General features: G+C 43.7%; 16 protein-coding genes and 2 pseudogenes. 8 read left to right on the top strand and 10 right to left on the bottom strand.

Annotation, left to right across the window (positions count from 1 at the left end; all coding sequences use genetic code 11):
• Window positions 1-104 precede the first annotated feature (104 nt).
• The 5 genes from psb28 (at window position 105) to NMG48_RS06800 (ending at window position 4001) form a co-directional block, all read left to right on the top strand.
• On the top strand, window positions 105-485 hold the full coding sequence (gene psb28, locus NMG48_RS06820; protein ID WP_271254542.1) for a photosystem II reaction center protein Psb28: 381 nt from the start codon (window positions 105-107) through the stop codon (window positions 483-485).
• Between the two features lie 14 nt (window positions 486-499).
• A complete protein-coding gene (gene hoxU / locus NMG48_RS06815; RefSeq protein WP_271254541.1) occupies window positions 500-1216 on the top strand; it encodes a bidirectional hydrogenase complex protein HoxU in 717 nt (238 codons plus the stop codon).
• Window positions 1213-1764, top strand: a complete 552-nt coding sequence (locus tag NMG48_RS06810; protein ID WP_345961249.1) for an oxidoreductase — start codon at window positions 1213-1215, stop codon at window positions 1762-1764. The genes hoxU and NMG48_RS06810 overlap by 4 nt, the downstream gene beginning before the upstream one ends.
• Before the next feature lie 53 nt (window positions 1765-1817).
• The gene (locus NMG48_RS06805) at window positions 1818-3242 is read left to right on the top strand and encodes a Ni/Fe hydrogenase subunit alpha (protein ID WP_271254539.1); all 1425 of its coding nucleotides are present in this window, start codon (window positions 1818-1820) and stop codon (window positions 3240-3242) included.
• 75 nt (window positions 3243-3317) lie between these two features.
• Complete coding sequence (locus NMG48_RS06800; protein ID WP_271254538.1) at window positions 3318-4001, top strand: phosphoribosyltransferase; 684 nt, start codon at window positions 3318-3320, stop codon at window positions 3999-4001.
• Here NMG48_RS06800 and NMG48_RS06795 read toward each other — a convergent pair.
• From NMG48_RS06795 to NMG48_RS21785, 5 genes and pseudogenes are all read right to left on the bottom strand, one after another.
• Window positions 3998-4234: a DUF4327 family protein gene (locus NMG48_RS06795; RefSeq protein WP_169363502.1), complete on the bottom strand. Its 237-nt coding sequence runs from the start codon at window positions 4232-4234 to the stop codon at window positions 3998-4000. The two genes, NMG48_RS06800 and NMG48_RS06795, sit on opposite strands and share 4 nt — an antisense overlap.
• Window positions 4235-4350: 116 nt before the next feature.
• The gene (gene hypE, locus NMG48_RS06790; protein ID WP_271254537.1) at window positions 4351-5397 is read right to left on the bottom strand and encodes a hydrogenase expression/formation protein HypE; all 1047 of its coding nucleotides are present in this window, start codon (window positions 5395-5397) and stop codon (window positions 4351-4353) included.
• Between the two features lie 129 nt (window positions 5398-5526).
• Window positions 5527-5784: a type II toxin-antitoxin system VapC family toxin gene (locus NMG48_RS06785; protein ID WP_271254536.1), complete on the bottom strand. Its 258-nt coding sequence runs from the start codon at window positions 5782-5784 to the stop codon at window positions 5527-5529.
• On the bottom strand, window positions 5781-6020 hold the full coding sequence (locus tag NMG48_RS06780) for a DUF2281 domain-containing protein (protein WP_271254535.1): 240 nt from the start codon (window positions 6018-6020) through the stop codon (window positions 5781-5783). Before NMG48_RS06780 ends, NMG48_RS06785 begins: the two co-directional genes overlap by 4 nt.
• Before the next feature lie 47 nt (window positions 6021-6067).
• Window positions 6068-9268: pseudogene (locus NMG48_RS21785) on the bottom strand (DNA methyltransferase); the annotation flags it as partial.
• An 86-nt stretch (window positions 9269-9354) separates the two neighbouring features.
• Between NMG48_RS21785 and NMG48_RS06770 the strand changes: the two are divergent.
• Entirely contained in the window at window positions 9355-10497 is a 1143-nt protein-coding gene (locus NMG48_RS06770; protein ID WP_271252192.1) for a transposase, read from the top strand.
• A 17-nt stretch (window positions 10498-10514) separates the two neighbouring features.
• Here NMG48_RS06770 and NMG48_RS06765 read toward each other — a convergent pair.
• Window positions 10515-10832 (bottom strand): annotated as a pseudogene (locus NMG48_RS06765) (type IIL restriction-modification enzyme MmeI); the annotation flags it as partial.
• 325 nt (window positions 10833-11157) lie between these two features.
• Between NMG48_RS06765 and NMG48_RS06760 the strand changes: the two are divergent.
• Both NMG48_RS06760 and NMG48_RS06755 read left to right on the top strand, forming a co-directional pair.
• Window positions 11158-11379 (top strand): hypothetical protein, encoded by a 222-nt coding sequence (locus NMG48_RS06760; RefSeq protein WP_271254532.1) that lies wholly within the window; start codon window positions 11158-11160, stop codon window positions 11377-11379.
• A complete protein-coding gene (locus NMG48_RS06755; protein WP_271254531.1) occupies window positions 11372-11782 on the top strand; it encodes a putative toxin-antitoxin system toxin component, PIN family in 411 nt (136 codons plus the stop codon). Before NMG48_RS06760 ends, NMG48_RS06755 begins: the two co-directional genes overlap by 8 nt.
• Before the next feature lie 133 nt (window positions 11783-11915).
• Here NMG48_RS06755 and psbA read toward each other — a convergent pair whose 3' ends face one another.
• The 4 genes from psbA to NMG48_RS06735 form a co-directional block, all read right to left on the bottom strand.
• A complete protein-coding gene (gene psbA / locus NMG48_RS06750) occupies window positions 11916-12998 on the bottom strand; it encodes a photosystem II q(b) protein (protein ID WP_271254530.1) in 1083 nt (360 codons plus the stop codon).
• A 165-nt stretch (window positions 12999-13163) separates the two neighbouring features.
• On the bottom strand, window positions 13164-13613 hold the full coding sequence (gene ndk / locus NMG48_RS06745; RefSeq protein ID WP_094535935.1) for a nucleoside-diphosphate kinase: 450 nt from the start codon (window positions 13611-13613) through the stop codon (window positions 13164-13166).
• Between the two features lie 146 nt (window positions 13614-13759).
• Window positions 13760-14407: a riboflavin synthase gene (locus NMG48_RS06740; protein WP_271254529.1), complete on the bottom strand. Its 648-nt coding sequence runs from the start codon at window positions 14405-14407 to the stop codon at window positions 13760-13762.
• A gap of 122 nt (window positions 14408-14529) precedes the next feature.
• A complete protein-coding gene (locus NMG48_RS06735; RefSeq protein ID WP_271254528.1) occupies window positions 14530-15282 on the bottom strand; it encodes an HAD-IA family hydrolase in 753 nt (250 codons plus the stop codon).
• Between the last annotated feature and the right edge of the window lie 33 nt (window positions 15283-15315).

The raw sequence follows: 15315 nt of genomic DNA, 5'->3' as shown, positions 1-15315 counted from the left end.
TCTTTGAATAGCTTGGAATAATTACCAATTACCAATTACCAATTACCAATCGCTAAAAGCTAAAAGCCAAAAGCTAAAAGCTAAAAATACAAGGAGATAAAACTATGAATTCCATAACTCCATCCATTGAATTTTTTGCAGGTATTCCCGAAGAATTGAGTGATGTGCGGCTAAGGCGCGATCGCACGACGGGTGAAAACTCGGTCAAGATGACTTTTGTGAATATCAAAGCAGTGCAAGGTGTGAATAGTTTTGCTAAGGCATCGTTTAACGATATTAGGCTGGTTGATAGTGAAGGGACTATTTCCATTGAGCCAAAAACTTCTAAGCTCTTTTGGCAAGATAAAGGCGATGATTCCGAATTGGCAAAAATCGAAATTGTGTTTGATGTTGGATCAACCGACCATTGGGATCGCTTCATGCGATTTATGGAACGCTATTCAGAAGCCAATGGTTGGGAATTTACCAGTACTCCTACTTCTTAATTAGGTATACAGAAATGTCAGTTGTCACCCTAAAAATTAATGATATCGAAGTTGCCGCCGAGCAGGGTAAAAGCATTCTGGCAACTGCTAAGGAAGCAGGCATCACAATTCCTACCCTGTGCCATTTAGAAGGCGTGAGTGATGTCGGAGCCTGTCGCCTATGCATGGTGGAAGTTAAGGGTAGTAATAAATTACTGGCTGCCTGCGTCACTCAAGTTGCCGAAGGCATGGAGGTGCATACCCATACTGACCAATTAAAAAACTATCGCAAAATGGCTGTGGAAATGCTCTTTGCTGAGGGGAATCACATTTGCGCGGTCTGTGTGGCTAATGGCAATTGTGAACTGCAAAATATGGCGATCGCCACAGGTATGGAGCATTCCCGATTTCCCTATCAGTTCCCGCAACGCGATGTGGATTTATCCCATGATTTATTTGGCATTGATCGCAACCGTTGCATTTTCTGTACACGCTGTGTGCGGGTCTGCGATGAAATCGAGGGGGCACACGTCTGGGATGTGGCAAATCGTGGCGCACAATCACGCTTAATCACGGGACTCGATCAGCCTTGGGGTGAAGTCGATGCTTGCACCTCCTGCGGTAAATGCGTGGATGCTTGCCCCACGGGAGCCATTTTTGATAAAGGCTCGGCAGTGGGCGAAATGGAACGCGATCGCACCAAGCTGGAATTTATCGTTACCGCAAGGGATCAGAAACAATGGACAAGATAGAGAAAATTAGATTGGCAACAGTATGGCTAGCAGGATGTTCGGGCTGTCATATGTCCTTTTTAGATTTGGACGAATGGCTATTTGAACTGGTGAAATATGCTGATGTCGTGCATAGCCCGATCGCTGATATTAAGGAATATCCCGAAAATGTTGATGTTTGCCTAGTCGAAGGGGCGATCGCTAATGAGGAAAATCTGGAATTAATTCACAAAATCCGCAACCAGACAAAGTTTCTAATTTCCTTTGGTGACTGTGCAGTTACAGCCAATGTCCCTGCCATGCGAAACATGATGGGCAGCAATAACGCCGATACGGTCTTGCGCCGTAGTTACCTAGAGCTAGGTGATATTACACCGCAACTTCCCAAAGCTCCCGGGATTGTTCCTGAACTATTAGAAAAAGTGATGCCCGTTCACGAAGTGGTGAAAGTGGATATGTATATTCCCGGCTGTCCTCCATCAGCGGATCGTATCAAAGCGGCGATCGCACCTTTACTAGAGGGCAAGATGCCCCTGATGGAAGGACGGGAAATGATTAAGTTTGGATAGCCCTCTCCCATAGGGAGAGGGGAATAAGACATAAATATTTAGAGAATCTAGTCATGGCAAAAACAGTAGTAATCGATCCCGTCACCCGCATTGAAGGTCATGCCAAAATCTCGATCTTTCTGGATGATCTTGGCGAAGTTTCCGATGCTCATTTTCATGTAGTGGAATATCGAGGCTTTGAGAAATTTTGCGAAGGTCGCCCCATGTGGGAAATGGCAGGAATTACCTCACGCATTTGTGGCATCTGTCCCGTGAGTCATTTATTAGCATCCGCAAAAACGGGAGATAAATTATTAGCAGTGAAGATCCCTGCGGCGGGGGAGAAACTGCGGCGGATGATGAATCTTGCCCAAATCACCCAATCCCATGCTCTGTCTTTTTTCCACCTCAGTTCCCCTGATTTTCTGCTCGGTTGGGATAGTAATCCTGCGACGAGAAATGTATTTGGCTTAATGGCAGCAAATCCCGATCTCGCTAGAGGTGGTATTCGCTTGCGTCAGTTCGGTCAGCAAATTATCGAAATCCTCGGCGCAAAAAAAATCCATACAGCTTGGGCAGTGGCGGGTGGTGTGCGATCGCCACTTAGCGAAGAAGGTCGCGCATGGATTCGCGATCGCCTACCCGAATCCTTAGCCACTATTGAGAATGCTTTAGGGTTATTTAAGAATCTCTTAACTGAACTGCAAACGGAAGTAGATGTGTTTGGTAAATTTCCATCGCTTTTTATGAGCTTAGTCGGCAAAAAAGGAGAATGGGAACATTATGGTGGACATATTTGCTTTGTTGATAGTCAAGGGCAGATCGTCGCTGATCATCTCAGTGAAGATGACTATCAGGAATATATCGGTGAAGCCGTTGAGCCTTGGTCATACCTCAAATTCCCCTATTACAAACCCCTTGGCTATCCTGATGGTATCTATCGCGTTGGTCCCCTTGCGCGGCTGAATGTTTGTGAATATATTGATACCCCTAAAGCCAATCAGGAGCTACAGGAATTTCGCGATCGCGCAGGGGGCAGGGTGGCGACATCTTCATTTTTCTATCACTATGCGCGGTTGATTGAGATTCTTGCTGCCATCGAAAAGATTGCGGAACTTGTGGAAGATCCCGATGTGATGTCATCGCATACTCGCGCCCAAGCAGGAATTAATGCCCTCGAAGGTATTGGCGTAAGCGAAGCTCCTCGCGGTACATTGTTTCATCACTACAACGTTGATGAAAATGGAGTGATTAAGAAAGTCAACTTGATTATTGCCACAGGGCATAACAATCTAGCGATGAATAAAACCGTTGCTCAGATTGCCAAACATTATATTCACGATGGCGATGTGTCCGAAGGTTTTCTCAATCGTGTGGAAGCAGGGATTCGCAATTTCGATCCCTGTCTGAGCTGTTCCACCCATGCCTATGGACAAATGCCGATGCAGGTGCAATTAATTGGGTCTGATGGCAAGGTTTTCAAAGAAATAAGCAAATAAAGGGTCGGCGGCGCGATGCGCCGCCGACCCTTTATTTGGGCGTTATATAATGGAGGTGAATAGATAATTAGGAATTTGGCGCTTGGTTTACCCAAGACTATTCTTGAGGAGGTTTTGCTCTCCATGCAAGTACTTGGTTCGTTTGAAGATCGGCATGATGCTGGCTGTCAATTAGCGGAATTAATTGTCAGCGCCAAGCCTACAAATCCGATTGTTTATGGGATTCCCCGTGGCGGTATATTAGTCGCTGCCCCGATCGCACAGCAACTTGGTTGCCCCTTGGATGTAGCGATCGCCAAAAAGATAGTGCTGCCGATTAATCCTGAAACCGCCCTAGGTGCAATCACATCTGACGGCTATATGCTAGATATGGGCAGGCAATATTGCTCTCCTAGCGAATGGGCTCATGCTGTTCACTATGCAAGGACTAAAGCTGATGGGCTACTTCACGCATTTCAACCATTCCGACCGCAGTTAGACATTGCTGGCACAACAGCAATCCTTGTTGACGATGGTATTGCCACAGGCGCAACGATCGCTGTGATTGCGGCGGCAATGAAAACCTTACCCTACAAAGAAATTTGGCTAGCGGCTCCTGTTGCACCCCTCCGAATGCCCAAGGCGATCGCCTCACGGATCGACAACATCATTTTATTAGAACGTCCTGAAGTATTTGTAAGTGTCAGCTATTTTTATAAACAGTTTCCCGAAGTGACGACAGAAGAAGCTTTAGCCTGTTTTCAAATGGCTAACAGCTAATCTTCGCGTATTTCTTCACCATCTAGTAGATCAATAATGCGATCGCGTAGAAAAAATTCATTGCGCTCTAACTCACATTCGATACATACCCAATCGCGATCGCCATAAAATTGACAGAGTTTATAAATGGGTTGTAAACGACTGATGCAACCTTCTTCCACAAGATTACAAGCATCATGCTTGATGGCATCAATGGAATAGGGCATTGGTTGTTTGGCGGCTGTGGTAATCATTTTTACCTCCTTAGAAAATTAAGTCTCCTCAATTTCTACCAAGCTAGAATTAACTTCTCTTATTCTATTATCAATGATTGGGAACGCTTTTAACCATCTGTAGCTAATTCACTGAATTAGCAAATGCGGGGTAACTGCTCACCACTGAGCATACTCAAAATCCGACTCACTCCGATCTGACCACGCATAGATACGATCTCCTGTCCGCGATCGCCAATTCTGCCAATCACACGCATCTGTCCCCCTACCTCAGGGAAACTTCGAGAAATAGCGATCGCTTTCTCAGCTTCTGCCTCAGGAACAAACGCCACAAATCTCCCCTCATTGGCTACATAGAGCGGATCGAGTCCCAAAATTTCACAGACTGCCCGCACATCCTCTTGCACAGCGATCGCTGATTCTTCTATGGTGATCTTCAGGTTAGCTGTACTTGCTAATTCATTCAGGGCAGTTGCCAAACCGCCACGGGTTAAATCGCGCATCGCATGAATTGCCACACCTCCTTCTAGCAAAGACATCACCAAATCTGCCAAAGCCATACAGTCGCTCTGAATTTCTGTCTCAAATTCCAACCCTTCTCGTGCCGCCATAATGGCGATGCCATGACGACCAATATCGCCATTCAGGAGAATTACATCCCCCTCCCGAATCGAATGTGGTGCAATTTCTAAATCCGTTGCGATCGCCCCAATCCCCGATGTATTAATGAAAATGCCATCACCCTTACCGCGATCGACCACTTTCGTGTCACCCGTGACAATCTGCACTCCTGCCATCTCGGCAGCCTGACGCATCGATTGCACCACGCGCCATAATGTCTCCATTGGCAAGCCCTCTTCCAAGATAAAGCCTGCACTCAAATACAGAGGTTTCGCTCCCACCATCGCCAAATCATTAACGGTTCCATTGACCGCTAAAGTACCAATGTCTCCCCCTGCAAAAAAGAGTGGCTTTACCACATAGGAATCCGTCGTAAAAGCTAATTTCTGCCCTGTCAATGAAAAAGTAGCCGCATCCTGTTGAGCGCGATCGCCCATCCCAAACGCAGGGGCAAATATCTCAGAAATGAGTTGATGCGTTAACCGACCACCCCCACCATGCGCCAATAGAATTTGTGGATATTGCTGGAAGGCGATCGGGCAAGATATTTGTTCTAGAGACATAACTAGCAATAACCTCTGAAAGAATTATGTTATCCCAAGAATTCTCAAAATAATCATTGCAACAATCGCTAATTATTCTTACCGAACATTTGGGGCATGGATGAATTCTATCTGTCGATTTTCGAGACTTTAATACCTATGGCTGGAAAAATCGTCATCTAAGTTCACAAGCGGATCGTCTATTAGTTGTAAAAGTTGCTCTAACGAACTTGTGGGAATCCGATTTTTCTCAACTAAATAATTCATTTCCACAAGAGAAATTGCAGATATAAAAATTGATTCGCCATTGTTCAAGGCATTATCAAGGGAAGTTACTGCATTTGTTGATAATTTCTCTGGACTTCGCAGATACCAAATAATTGTGTGGGTATCAGCTACAACGCTCATAATTCAATGTCCTTGGGGAAGGTTGCCCACATTTCTTTTCGGGTTGCGGCGAGTTCTTCTTCGGTGAGGTTAATATCTGCATTTGCCCATAAGCCTTTGATGCTTTTGATTGGGGTTTTAGGCGTTGTTTTAGCTTGCAAAAACTCGGCAAATTCTAATAGTGCTTGCTGTTTGTCGATTGGTAAGGTTTTGATGACTGCAATTAAGGTTTCTTCGATTTTAGGTAGTGTTTGCATGAGTTTGACTCCGTTTAATTATTAGATGATGAGAAAACTAATCTTCTTCATTCTTTTTTCTTAACCCGTTTTTTCTTTTCGACTTTGAGTAGTGGCGCACTTAGGGCTTCATAGAGGCTAAATAAATACTCGATGCGGTTGAGTTCGCTTACGAAGGGTTGAGGACGATAGCAAAGGTCTACGGCTTTGTCTAGGGCTTGATGGGCTTTTACCAAGTCGGGCGGCATGGTGAGGGGATCGTAAAGATCGGCGAGGCTGGATTTGACCTCCCCCTGCCCCTCCTTGAAAGGAGGGGAGTAAGACTCCTTTTCTTCTTGTCCCTCTTCTTCAATCTTCTCTTGTTCCCCTCCTTTCAAGGAGGGGCTAGGGGAGGTTCTTACTTTCTCTCCTTTCAAGGAGGGGCTAGGGGAGGTATATTTCTCGCGCACCGCCAAAACCACTCGCGCCGCATCTTCAACTTTTTGCTTTTGTTTGTCGCTGACGTTTTTAGGGAATGGATAGTTGTTGTAAACGATTGTATTGGAATAGCGAAAATCACTTTTTAATCTTCCACAAACATACCTAACCCAAGTCATGTGCATTTCTGAAGTGAGAATGCCAAAGAGATATAAGCTAGAATCAGCAATAAAAGAACAAAGATTGCTTGGAACTATATTTTTATCAATAAATCCAAAAGGCACATATTTTCTATTCTCAGATGAAACTAATGGAACGATAATTGCGGAATCTGGATTATGCTTATCTCTGAAAGTTGTAGGATATTCAGCTAAAAAACGAGCTTGCTTATCAGGACTTGCCAATCGTATTTGTCTCACATTTTCTATCCTTTTCATTACCAAAGGCATTTTCTTTAATTCCTGCGGCTGGGCATCAACTAGCCAAAGACACCATCTACTTTTCCCATTTATAAACTCATCTGAACCAATAAATTGCTTAAAATATTTAGCTGATAAAGGCTCTGCTTTAGTAAATTGATCTTTCTCTTGATCGTTAAAAATCAAGTTCCCCCCATCTATAGCCTTATTTCCAGCTAACATTGAGGGTACATTACAAATTGGCTTAGTTCTTTTAAGAATTACTAAATCATTCCCCTCAGCCAAATACGGATTAATGTTTCTAACTTTTTTTTCCGTCGGTTCACCCTTAATATCTACGTAATCAAAAATCCTTTTATTTTCAACATCCTGCAACCCAAAGCCAATAATCACACAATGCACAGCCGCATTACCTTTTGCCTCATTACTCCAACTAAAAGTCCGATGGGCAAAATGAATCTTAATCTTGTACCTATTGTAAAGCTCTTGCCAGAGAATCCCAACTTGCTCACCTTGAGATATGGAACTAGTGCTAACGAAAGCACATTTGACCACCCCTAGCCCCTCCTTCAAAGGAGGGGGACAAGAGTTTAGATAATCAGCGGCTTTCAAATACCAAGCGCAAACATAATCCAATACACCAGCACCATTCACCCCCGCAAAAATCTTCTCCATATCCGACTTCTGCTCAGCACTTTGCAAATGCTTACCCACAAAAGGCGGATTCCCTAAAATATAGTCAAAGACCACCCCCTGCCCCTCCTTCAAAGCAGAGGAGTAAGACTCTAGCTCTTGTCCCCCTCCTTTCAAGGAGGGGTTAGGGGAGGTTCTTAAATGCTCTCTAACATCCTCTAACACTTCCTCTAAGTTCTCAAAAATCAAATTATTGGCATAACGCAACACCGTAATTCCCACACTCCACAAAAATTCATCCCTAACCGCATCATATTCCCTACCCTCCTGCGTAAAATGCTGACCACCATCCAACTCGATCGCTAAATTAGCACTCGGACAAAAGAAATCCAAAATATAATTACCAATTGAATGTTGTCTTCTAAACTTAAACCCATTCAACTGCTTGCCCTGCAAAGCTTTCCATAAAGTCACCTCCGCAGAAGTCGCATTATTCCGCAACTCTCGCCGAAAATCTTTCTTACTAGCAAGATTACTAATCGCCTTATAAGGAACTTGCTCTATTAATTCTTGTCCACCTCCTAACTCTTGTCCCCCTCCTTTCAAGGAGGGGCTAGGGGAGGTTCTTACCCGTTCGCCTTGCATAGACAAACTGAAAGAATTTGTAGATACTCTCGGAACCATCCCTAGCCCCTCCTTTGAAGGAGGGGAACAAGATCTCCAATCAATCCGCAAAGAATTGCCATGCACAATCTTCGCCGCCTTCTTCAATGGCAACCGCACAAAATACTGCCCAAACTCATTGCTCACCTTCACATTCATCTGATGATCGATTAACCACATCGCTACCTCAGCCACCCGCACCGCAAACTCATCATATTCAATCCCCGCAAACTGATCCACATCCACTTGAATAATTGAGCTAACATCCGTCACCAATTGCCCACTCTTATTTAACTCCAACAAAATCAAAATCTCTAAATCACGCAACTCTCGATAAGTAATAATCAAAAAATTACCGCAACCACAGGCAGGATCAAGAAAATGCAAATTCGCAATCTTTTTATGTAACTCCTCTAACCTGTTGCGATTGCCCTTAGCTTTCTCAAACTCAGTATAAAGATCATCCAAAAAAAGCGGCTTAATCAACTTTTGGATATTTTTCTCAGAGGTATAATGCGCCCCTAAATTTCGCCTCTCCGTCTGATTCATCACCGCCTGAAACATCGATCCAAAAATTGCAGGGGAAATCTTACCCCAATCAAACGCACAAGCCTCTAACAACATCTCGCGCATCTGCTTATCAAAAGCAGCAGGTTGCACTGTCTCCTCAAACAACTTCCCATTCACATAGGGAAACTGCGCCAAATTCTCATCTAAATTCTTTAAACGGCGTTCATTCGGCGTATTCAAAACATGAAAAATCGAAGCAATGTGCATTGCTAAATCGCTACCATCTTCCTTTGTGTGCAGATCGATATATTCCCAGAAAATCCCCTTATTAAAAATCCCCGTATCATCCGCAAACATACAGAACAAAAGTCGCACCAGATATACCTCTAAGTCATGCCCTGTATAGCCAATCTCCTTAAGGCGATCATGCAACTTGCCCATCAATTCTGCCGCCGCAATATTGACAGGATCTTCATCCTTATAAACCCGTTTCTCATATCCCGCCATAAAGCCGAATAGATGCACATGGTTCACAAAATCCTTTAACTCAAACTCGTGACTAGCATCCGTATCCAAATCATAGAGCCTGAATTTCTGGAAATCCGACACCAAAATATATTTGGGTAACTGAGAACTTGCACCATTCTGGAAAGGGGTTGCAAAGAGAGTAAAGATGTGAAAAAAAGGGCGTAGTAGTAAATTAAATAACGATTATGGAAAGCATCGTTAAGCACGCCCAAGGTTTAGTGTATAGCCTAATTTGTCTGATGCCAAGTGTGTATCAAAAAGCAAGTCTGAATGCAATATTAGGGCTATTTCTGGAAGCGCAAGGGCATCCCTATCCAGAACATACACAGGTAAAATCAGCGAGTGCATTAAGCCGATTTCTCAATCACTATAACTGGTCAACAAGAGGACTAATTCGAGCAACAAGGCTGTCAATTTTGGGGCAAATCGCCAAGCATCGCCCATCGAAGAGAGTGCCATTAAAGATACTGATAGACCTGACCACCTTAGAAAAAAGCGGCAAGTTTTTACATTTGAGCAATCCCACCCCAAACGAACCAGACCCATGGGTGAGAATCCTCAACGGAAAGCGAGGACTACATCTGGTTGTACTGTATCTGGTCTATGGAGAGTGGCGCGTACCATGGAGTTTTAGAGTATGGCGCGGCAAAGGATACTCCAGTCCCTCTGACTTAGCTTGTAAGTTATTGGGGACAGTACCCAAGCAACTAACCCAAGGCAAGACTGTGATTGTCCTTGCTGATACTGAGTTTAGTACGGTGAAGTTTTTCAATGCTGTCCGCGCCAAGTCTTGGCGCATCGTTGTCGGTGTCCGCAACAATCGTAAACTTCAAGATGGACGTACCGTCAAACAACTTTATCCCCATGGCAAACGTGGACAACTAATTTTACTGGAAGGGCTAAGTACGCCTTTGACGATCTCTTGGTTCTGGCTCAAAAGAGCCGATAGTAAACGGGAGTTACGCTTTGTGGTCTCTTCTCATCCTTATTCTGGCGCTTATCTGGTGATGTTAGGTCGTAAGCGTTGGGCGATTGAGGGATTCTTCAAAACCATCAAACATCGCTTTGGTTTGCATTGTTTTGGGCAATCTACAAAACTTGGCGTTTATCGTTGGCTTATCCTCTCTCTGCTTTCTTATCTTTTGGCTCATTGGATTGATCAATGGTCGTTTCCTCCCATCTTGGACTGGAAAGCTACCTGTGATTTAACCCTTTCTGTTTTATTCCCTTCTGTCCTTTGGTTGAAACTTCTCAGGTATCTTCAAATTAGTGCCGATATTGCTGCTCGTCATGGCTTTGAAATTATTCTCAAACCCATTCCCACTTGACTCTTTCACGAATGCTGCAAGATCTCAGGTAACTCATGCTCCTTTAAATTTGGGAAATAATCCTTAGCCTGTTGTGTTGCCTTATCTAAGTCCTTGCCCCTAGACTTATGCTCTACCAAAATTGTCCCCTTCCATAGTAGATCGATAAAGCCTTGCTTGTTATCTGCCTTTTTAATTGGTAGCTCAAAACTTCCCACCCGCCGTCGTGAAATACCAAACACATTAAAAAAGTCATTCCAGAAAGATTGAGATTCTGACTTCTCTGAAGTCTCATTTTCCCATTCCTTAGAAAAGGCGATCGCCCTTTGCTTAATCTCATTCCAACTTAGAGGCATATCTGGAAAGGCTATGGCATGATTTTAGATAATCTTTATACTAGCATTTGTTTTCTAAAATTACCTATAATTAACTTAAGGGGAGAACTCAGCAAGAAAAAAGAGATCGCCTGCGTTCTCTAATCTCTAGCAAAAAACAAGAATTTGAAAACTCCCGTTCGATTTAATCAGAGTAAAATCGTCTCAACATTTATTTGAGGTAAACCATTAGGTTGCAACTAGAAATTAAATCCGATATTTATAAAAACTCTCTAATTTTGCCGTTAACTTATCTAAATTATTATTGTCAATAGCTTGCCACCATTACAGGAGAAATAGACACCCCATGCTTAAACCGATCACCCTTCAAGTCGAAGCCCCCATCGCCGAGGCATATCAAAATACAACCCCTGAAAATCGCCAAGCATTACAAACACTTGTCAGCATCTTTTTACAATGTGTTTCCCAATCAACCCCACTCCAAAAAGTAGTCCAAGAAATTCGTTTAGAGGCACAGCAAAAGGGACTTACTCCCGAAATCTTAGAGGAAATCCTCAAGGATGACTAAACTAAGATTAGTAATCGATACCAACATCTTGATCAGCGGCTTAATGTCTGTAAATTCGTTACCCCAGAAGCTTTTCGACTATGCCACATCTCAAGCAATACTCCTGATGTCAGATGAAGTTCAATCAGAAATAGAAAATGTCATCAGCCGCCCCAAACTCCAAAAATACATCACCTTAGAACAGCGTAATAAATTTCTAACGGAGTTAAGCCAGCAGGTCGAAAGAGTCACAATCAACCAGAAAATTCGAGCCTGTCGAGACCCTAAAGATAATAAGTTTCTAGAGTTATCTGTCTGCGGTGAATCCGACTACATCATCACAGGCGATGCCGATCTTTTAGATTTACATCCATTTCAAAATATTTCCATCATCAAAGCCGCTAATTTTTTAACATTGGTTTAAATGGCATTGCACATATTCATAATGAAATGCCTGCAAAATAAACAAACAAGGCGATCGGCTCCTACACAAATCCAAACAAAAAAGCCCCTCCTTGCGGAGAGGCTTTTTTGTTTAGAGATGACTAGGTTAAAGATTAACCGTTGATAGCAGGAGCGCTCATAGCAACAGGAGCAACATCAACAGCAGCCAAATCGAGAGGGAAGTTGTGAGCATTGCGCTCGTGCATTACTTCCATACCCAAGTTAGCGCGGTTGATTACATCTGCCCAGCTAGGTACTACACGACCTTGGCTGTCTGCGATTGATTGGTTGAAGTTGAAGCCATTCAAGTTGAATGCCATTGTGCTTACACCCAATGCGGTGAACCAAATGCCGACTACTGGCCATAGTGCCAAGAAGAAGTGCAATTGACGGCTGTTGTTGAAGGAAGCGTATTGGAAAATCAAGCGACCGAAGTAGCCGTGGGCTGCAACGATGTTGTAGGTTTCTTCTTCTTGTCCGAACTTGTAACCAGCGTTTTGGCTTTCGTTTTCGGTGGTTTCACGAATCAAGCTGGAGGTTACCAAGGAACCGTGCATTGCACTGAACAAGGAACCGCCGAATACACCTGCTACTCCCAACATGTGGAAAGGATGCATCAAGATGTTGTGCTCTGCTTGGAATACGATCATGAAGTTGAAAGTACCAGAGATACCCAAAGGCATACCGTCAGAGAATGATCCTTGTCCGATTGGGTAGATCAAGAATACTGCGGTTGCTGCTGCTACGGGTGCGGAGTATGCTACTGCGATCCAAGGACGCATACCGAGACGGTAAGACAATTCCCATTCACGTCCCATGTAGCAGAAAATTCCGAGCAAGAAGTGGAAAATTACCAATTGGTAAGGACCACCGTTGTATAGCCATTCGTCAAGGCTATCTGCTTCCCAAATGGGGTAAAAGTGCAGGCCAATTGCGTTGGAGGAAGGTACAACTGCGCCAGAAATCATGTTGTTACCGAATAGCAAGCTGCCTGCTACTGGTTCACGGATACCGTCGATGTCAACGGGTGGTGCTGCGATGAAGGCGATTACGAAGCAAATGGTCGCTGCGAGTAAGCAAGGGATCATGATTACGCCGAACCAACCTACATAGAGGCGGTTTTCGGTGCTGGTGACCCAATTGCAAAACTGATCCCACAGTGACGCGCTTTCACGTCTTTGTACTGCTGTTGTCATTTTTGTGCTTTGGTTTAAAACTTATTTTTTATGTAAGCTTGCGCTCACATTTACAAATATATCAAATTGTAAAGTTTTGTCAACATTACTTTAGATAGAGGTCGAGATTACCGATCCAAATACCGATCCAAAAAAAGGGAGGTGCTTAGCACCTCCCTTTTTTTATTATTCGTAAACCCAAGCGGTTAAGTTAGGCTGCCATTCGACTAATTCTTCAGGCTTAAACCAAAGTGCAATCTCGGTTTGAGCAGTTTCGATCGCATCAGAACCGTGAATAATATTGCGTCCAATATTTACACCGAAGTCCCCACGAATTGTCCCTGGTTCAGCAGTAAGGGGATTGGTTGCGCCAATAATTTTGCGAGCTGAAGCAACTACACCATCACCTTCCCATACCATCGCGACCACAGGTCCTGAGGTAATAAAGTCCACTAGACCTGCAAAAAATGGTCTTTCTTTATGGACTGCGTAGTGGCTTTCGGCTAGTTCGCGGGTGGGTTGTAGCAATTTTAGCCCAACTAGCTTGAAACCTTTGGTTTCATAACGACGAATAATTTCTCCGATTAGGTGACGTTGTACGCCATCGGGCTTGACTGCCAAAAAAGTACGTTCCATGATCTCTGTAAAAATATTCCTAAGAGTATTAAGCAATTGTAAAGAAGTTTACAAACAGCATTATTTCATTTTAAGGAACGCAAATAATACAGTTTTTTAAAACGTCATCTAAAAGAGAATTGCACCGCCACTCTCTTTTAGATTTCTTACCAGCCATGCTCAGCAAGAAATTCTGGAGTTATTTCGGGATGCGCTAGACTACTGGGCGCTAGATGCCCCGATCTGAGAAATTTCTCAACATATTTACCTAAAACATCACCTTCTAAATGTACAGAGCTACCCAGATCGAGATATTTCAATGTGGTGTTGTCATAGGTATGAGGGATAACCGCAACTCGAAAATTTGTACCTGATTCATTGCAATTGGATACTGTGAGGCTGATCCCATTAATCGCAATACTGCCTTTAAAGACAATGTAACGCGCCACTTCAGGAATTGCCTCAAAGCTCAGTTCCCAAGAATTGCCGACTAGATAGCGATCGCATAATTTTCCCATCCCATCGATATGACCTGAGACAAAATGCCCACCAATGCGATCGCCTACAGCTAGAGCCATTTCTAAATTGACATACTTTAATTTGCGATCGCCTAAATTTGTCCGCCCCAAGGTTTCAGGAGATACATCCGCCACGAAATTAGTATCCGAAATATGGGTTGCGGTCAGACATACCCCATTTACGGCAATGCTATCGCCGATCGCAATCTTGCTGACCAGATCAGGACAATGAATCACAAGGTGATCGTGATCGCGTTGCTCAATGATGCCAATGGTTTGAACTAAGCCTGTGAACATTTGTGGGGTAATTGGTAATTGGTGATTGGCGACTGGTAATTGGCGGCTATTTTTACCGTTTTCCTCTTACCTTTTTTGTTTTTTTGTGAACAACAAAACCTGTAGCACGCGCTGCGCCTGCGCTACAGGTTTTGGTTTTGTTTATCTAATTGCACCCAGCTACTTAGGTCAGTTAACCGATGAATTGATCTTGCTGCTTGTTGAGCAAGATTTTTGGCAGGGCTTTGATCCCGATTCAGCCAAAATGCCGTGATGCCTATCGCAGTTGCCCCCTCATAATCTTCACTAAAGCTATCGCCAATATGCCAAGCCAGATCAGGCGATCGCTCAAGTTGGTGCTTTGCTAAAGCTGCTTCAAAAATAATTGACTCAGGCTTTGCTGCACCACTCTCCGTTGATATGGTGATCGACTCGAAATAATGCTCAAGTCCTAGGGCTGCAATTACTTTATAGACTCGACTATCAAAATTTGATAGCACACCGATGGTAATCCCCTGTTGTCGCCATGCATCTAAGGCAAGTCGCACATCTTCATATATAAACCAAGGCGCAGCAGTGGCAAAGTAAGCATAGAGCTGTTTGAAAAAAGCTTCAAAGTTAGCAAACTTGATCAAGTCCTCTGTTTGACTAAAGGTTTGCTCGGCTAGCGATCGCCACCATTGATATTCTGCGATCGGGATATCTGATTGGGGCAAACCAGGAAAGGCAATCCTTGGTGCTGATTGGAAACTTTGATAAAAAGAACGGTTAATCAGGTCTGCGTCTAACCTAACGTCAAAATCTGCCGCAACTTTTGCATATTGTTCGCCAACACTACCTTTAACACCAAATAGAGTACCGACTGCATCTAGATAAATAACCTGTGGCGATCGCATTAGATTTCGGAGAAATTACTGGGATAAACTATT

Source organism: Pseudanabaena sp. Chao 1811, from assembly GCF_027942295.1.
GTDB lineage: Bacteria > Cyanobacteriota > Cyanobacteriia > Pseudanabaenales > Pseudanabaenaceae > Pseudanabaena.
The sequence above is the reverse complement of the archived record's forward strand: the minus strand, read 5'-3'. Positions and strand labels throughout refer to the sequence as shown.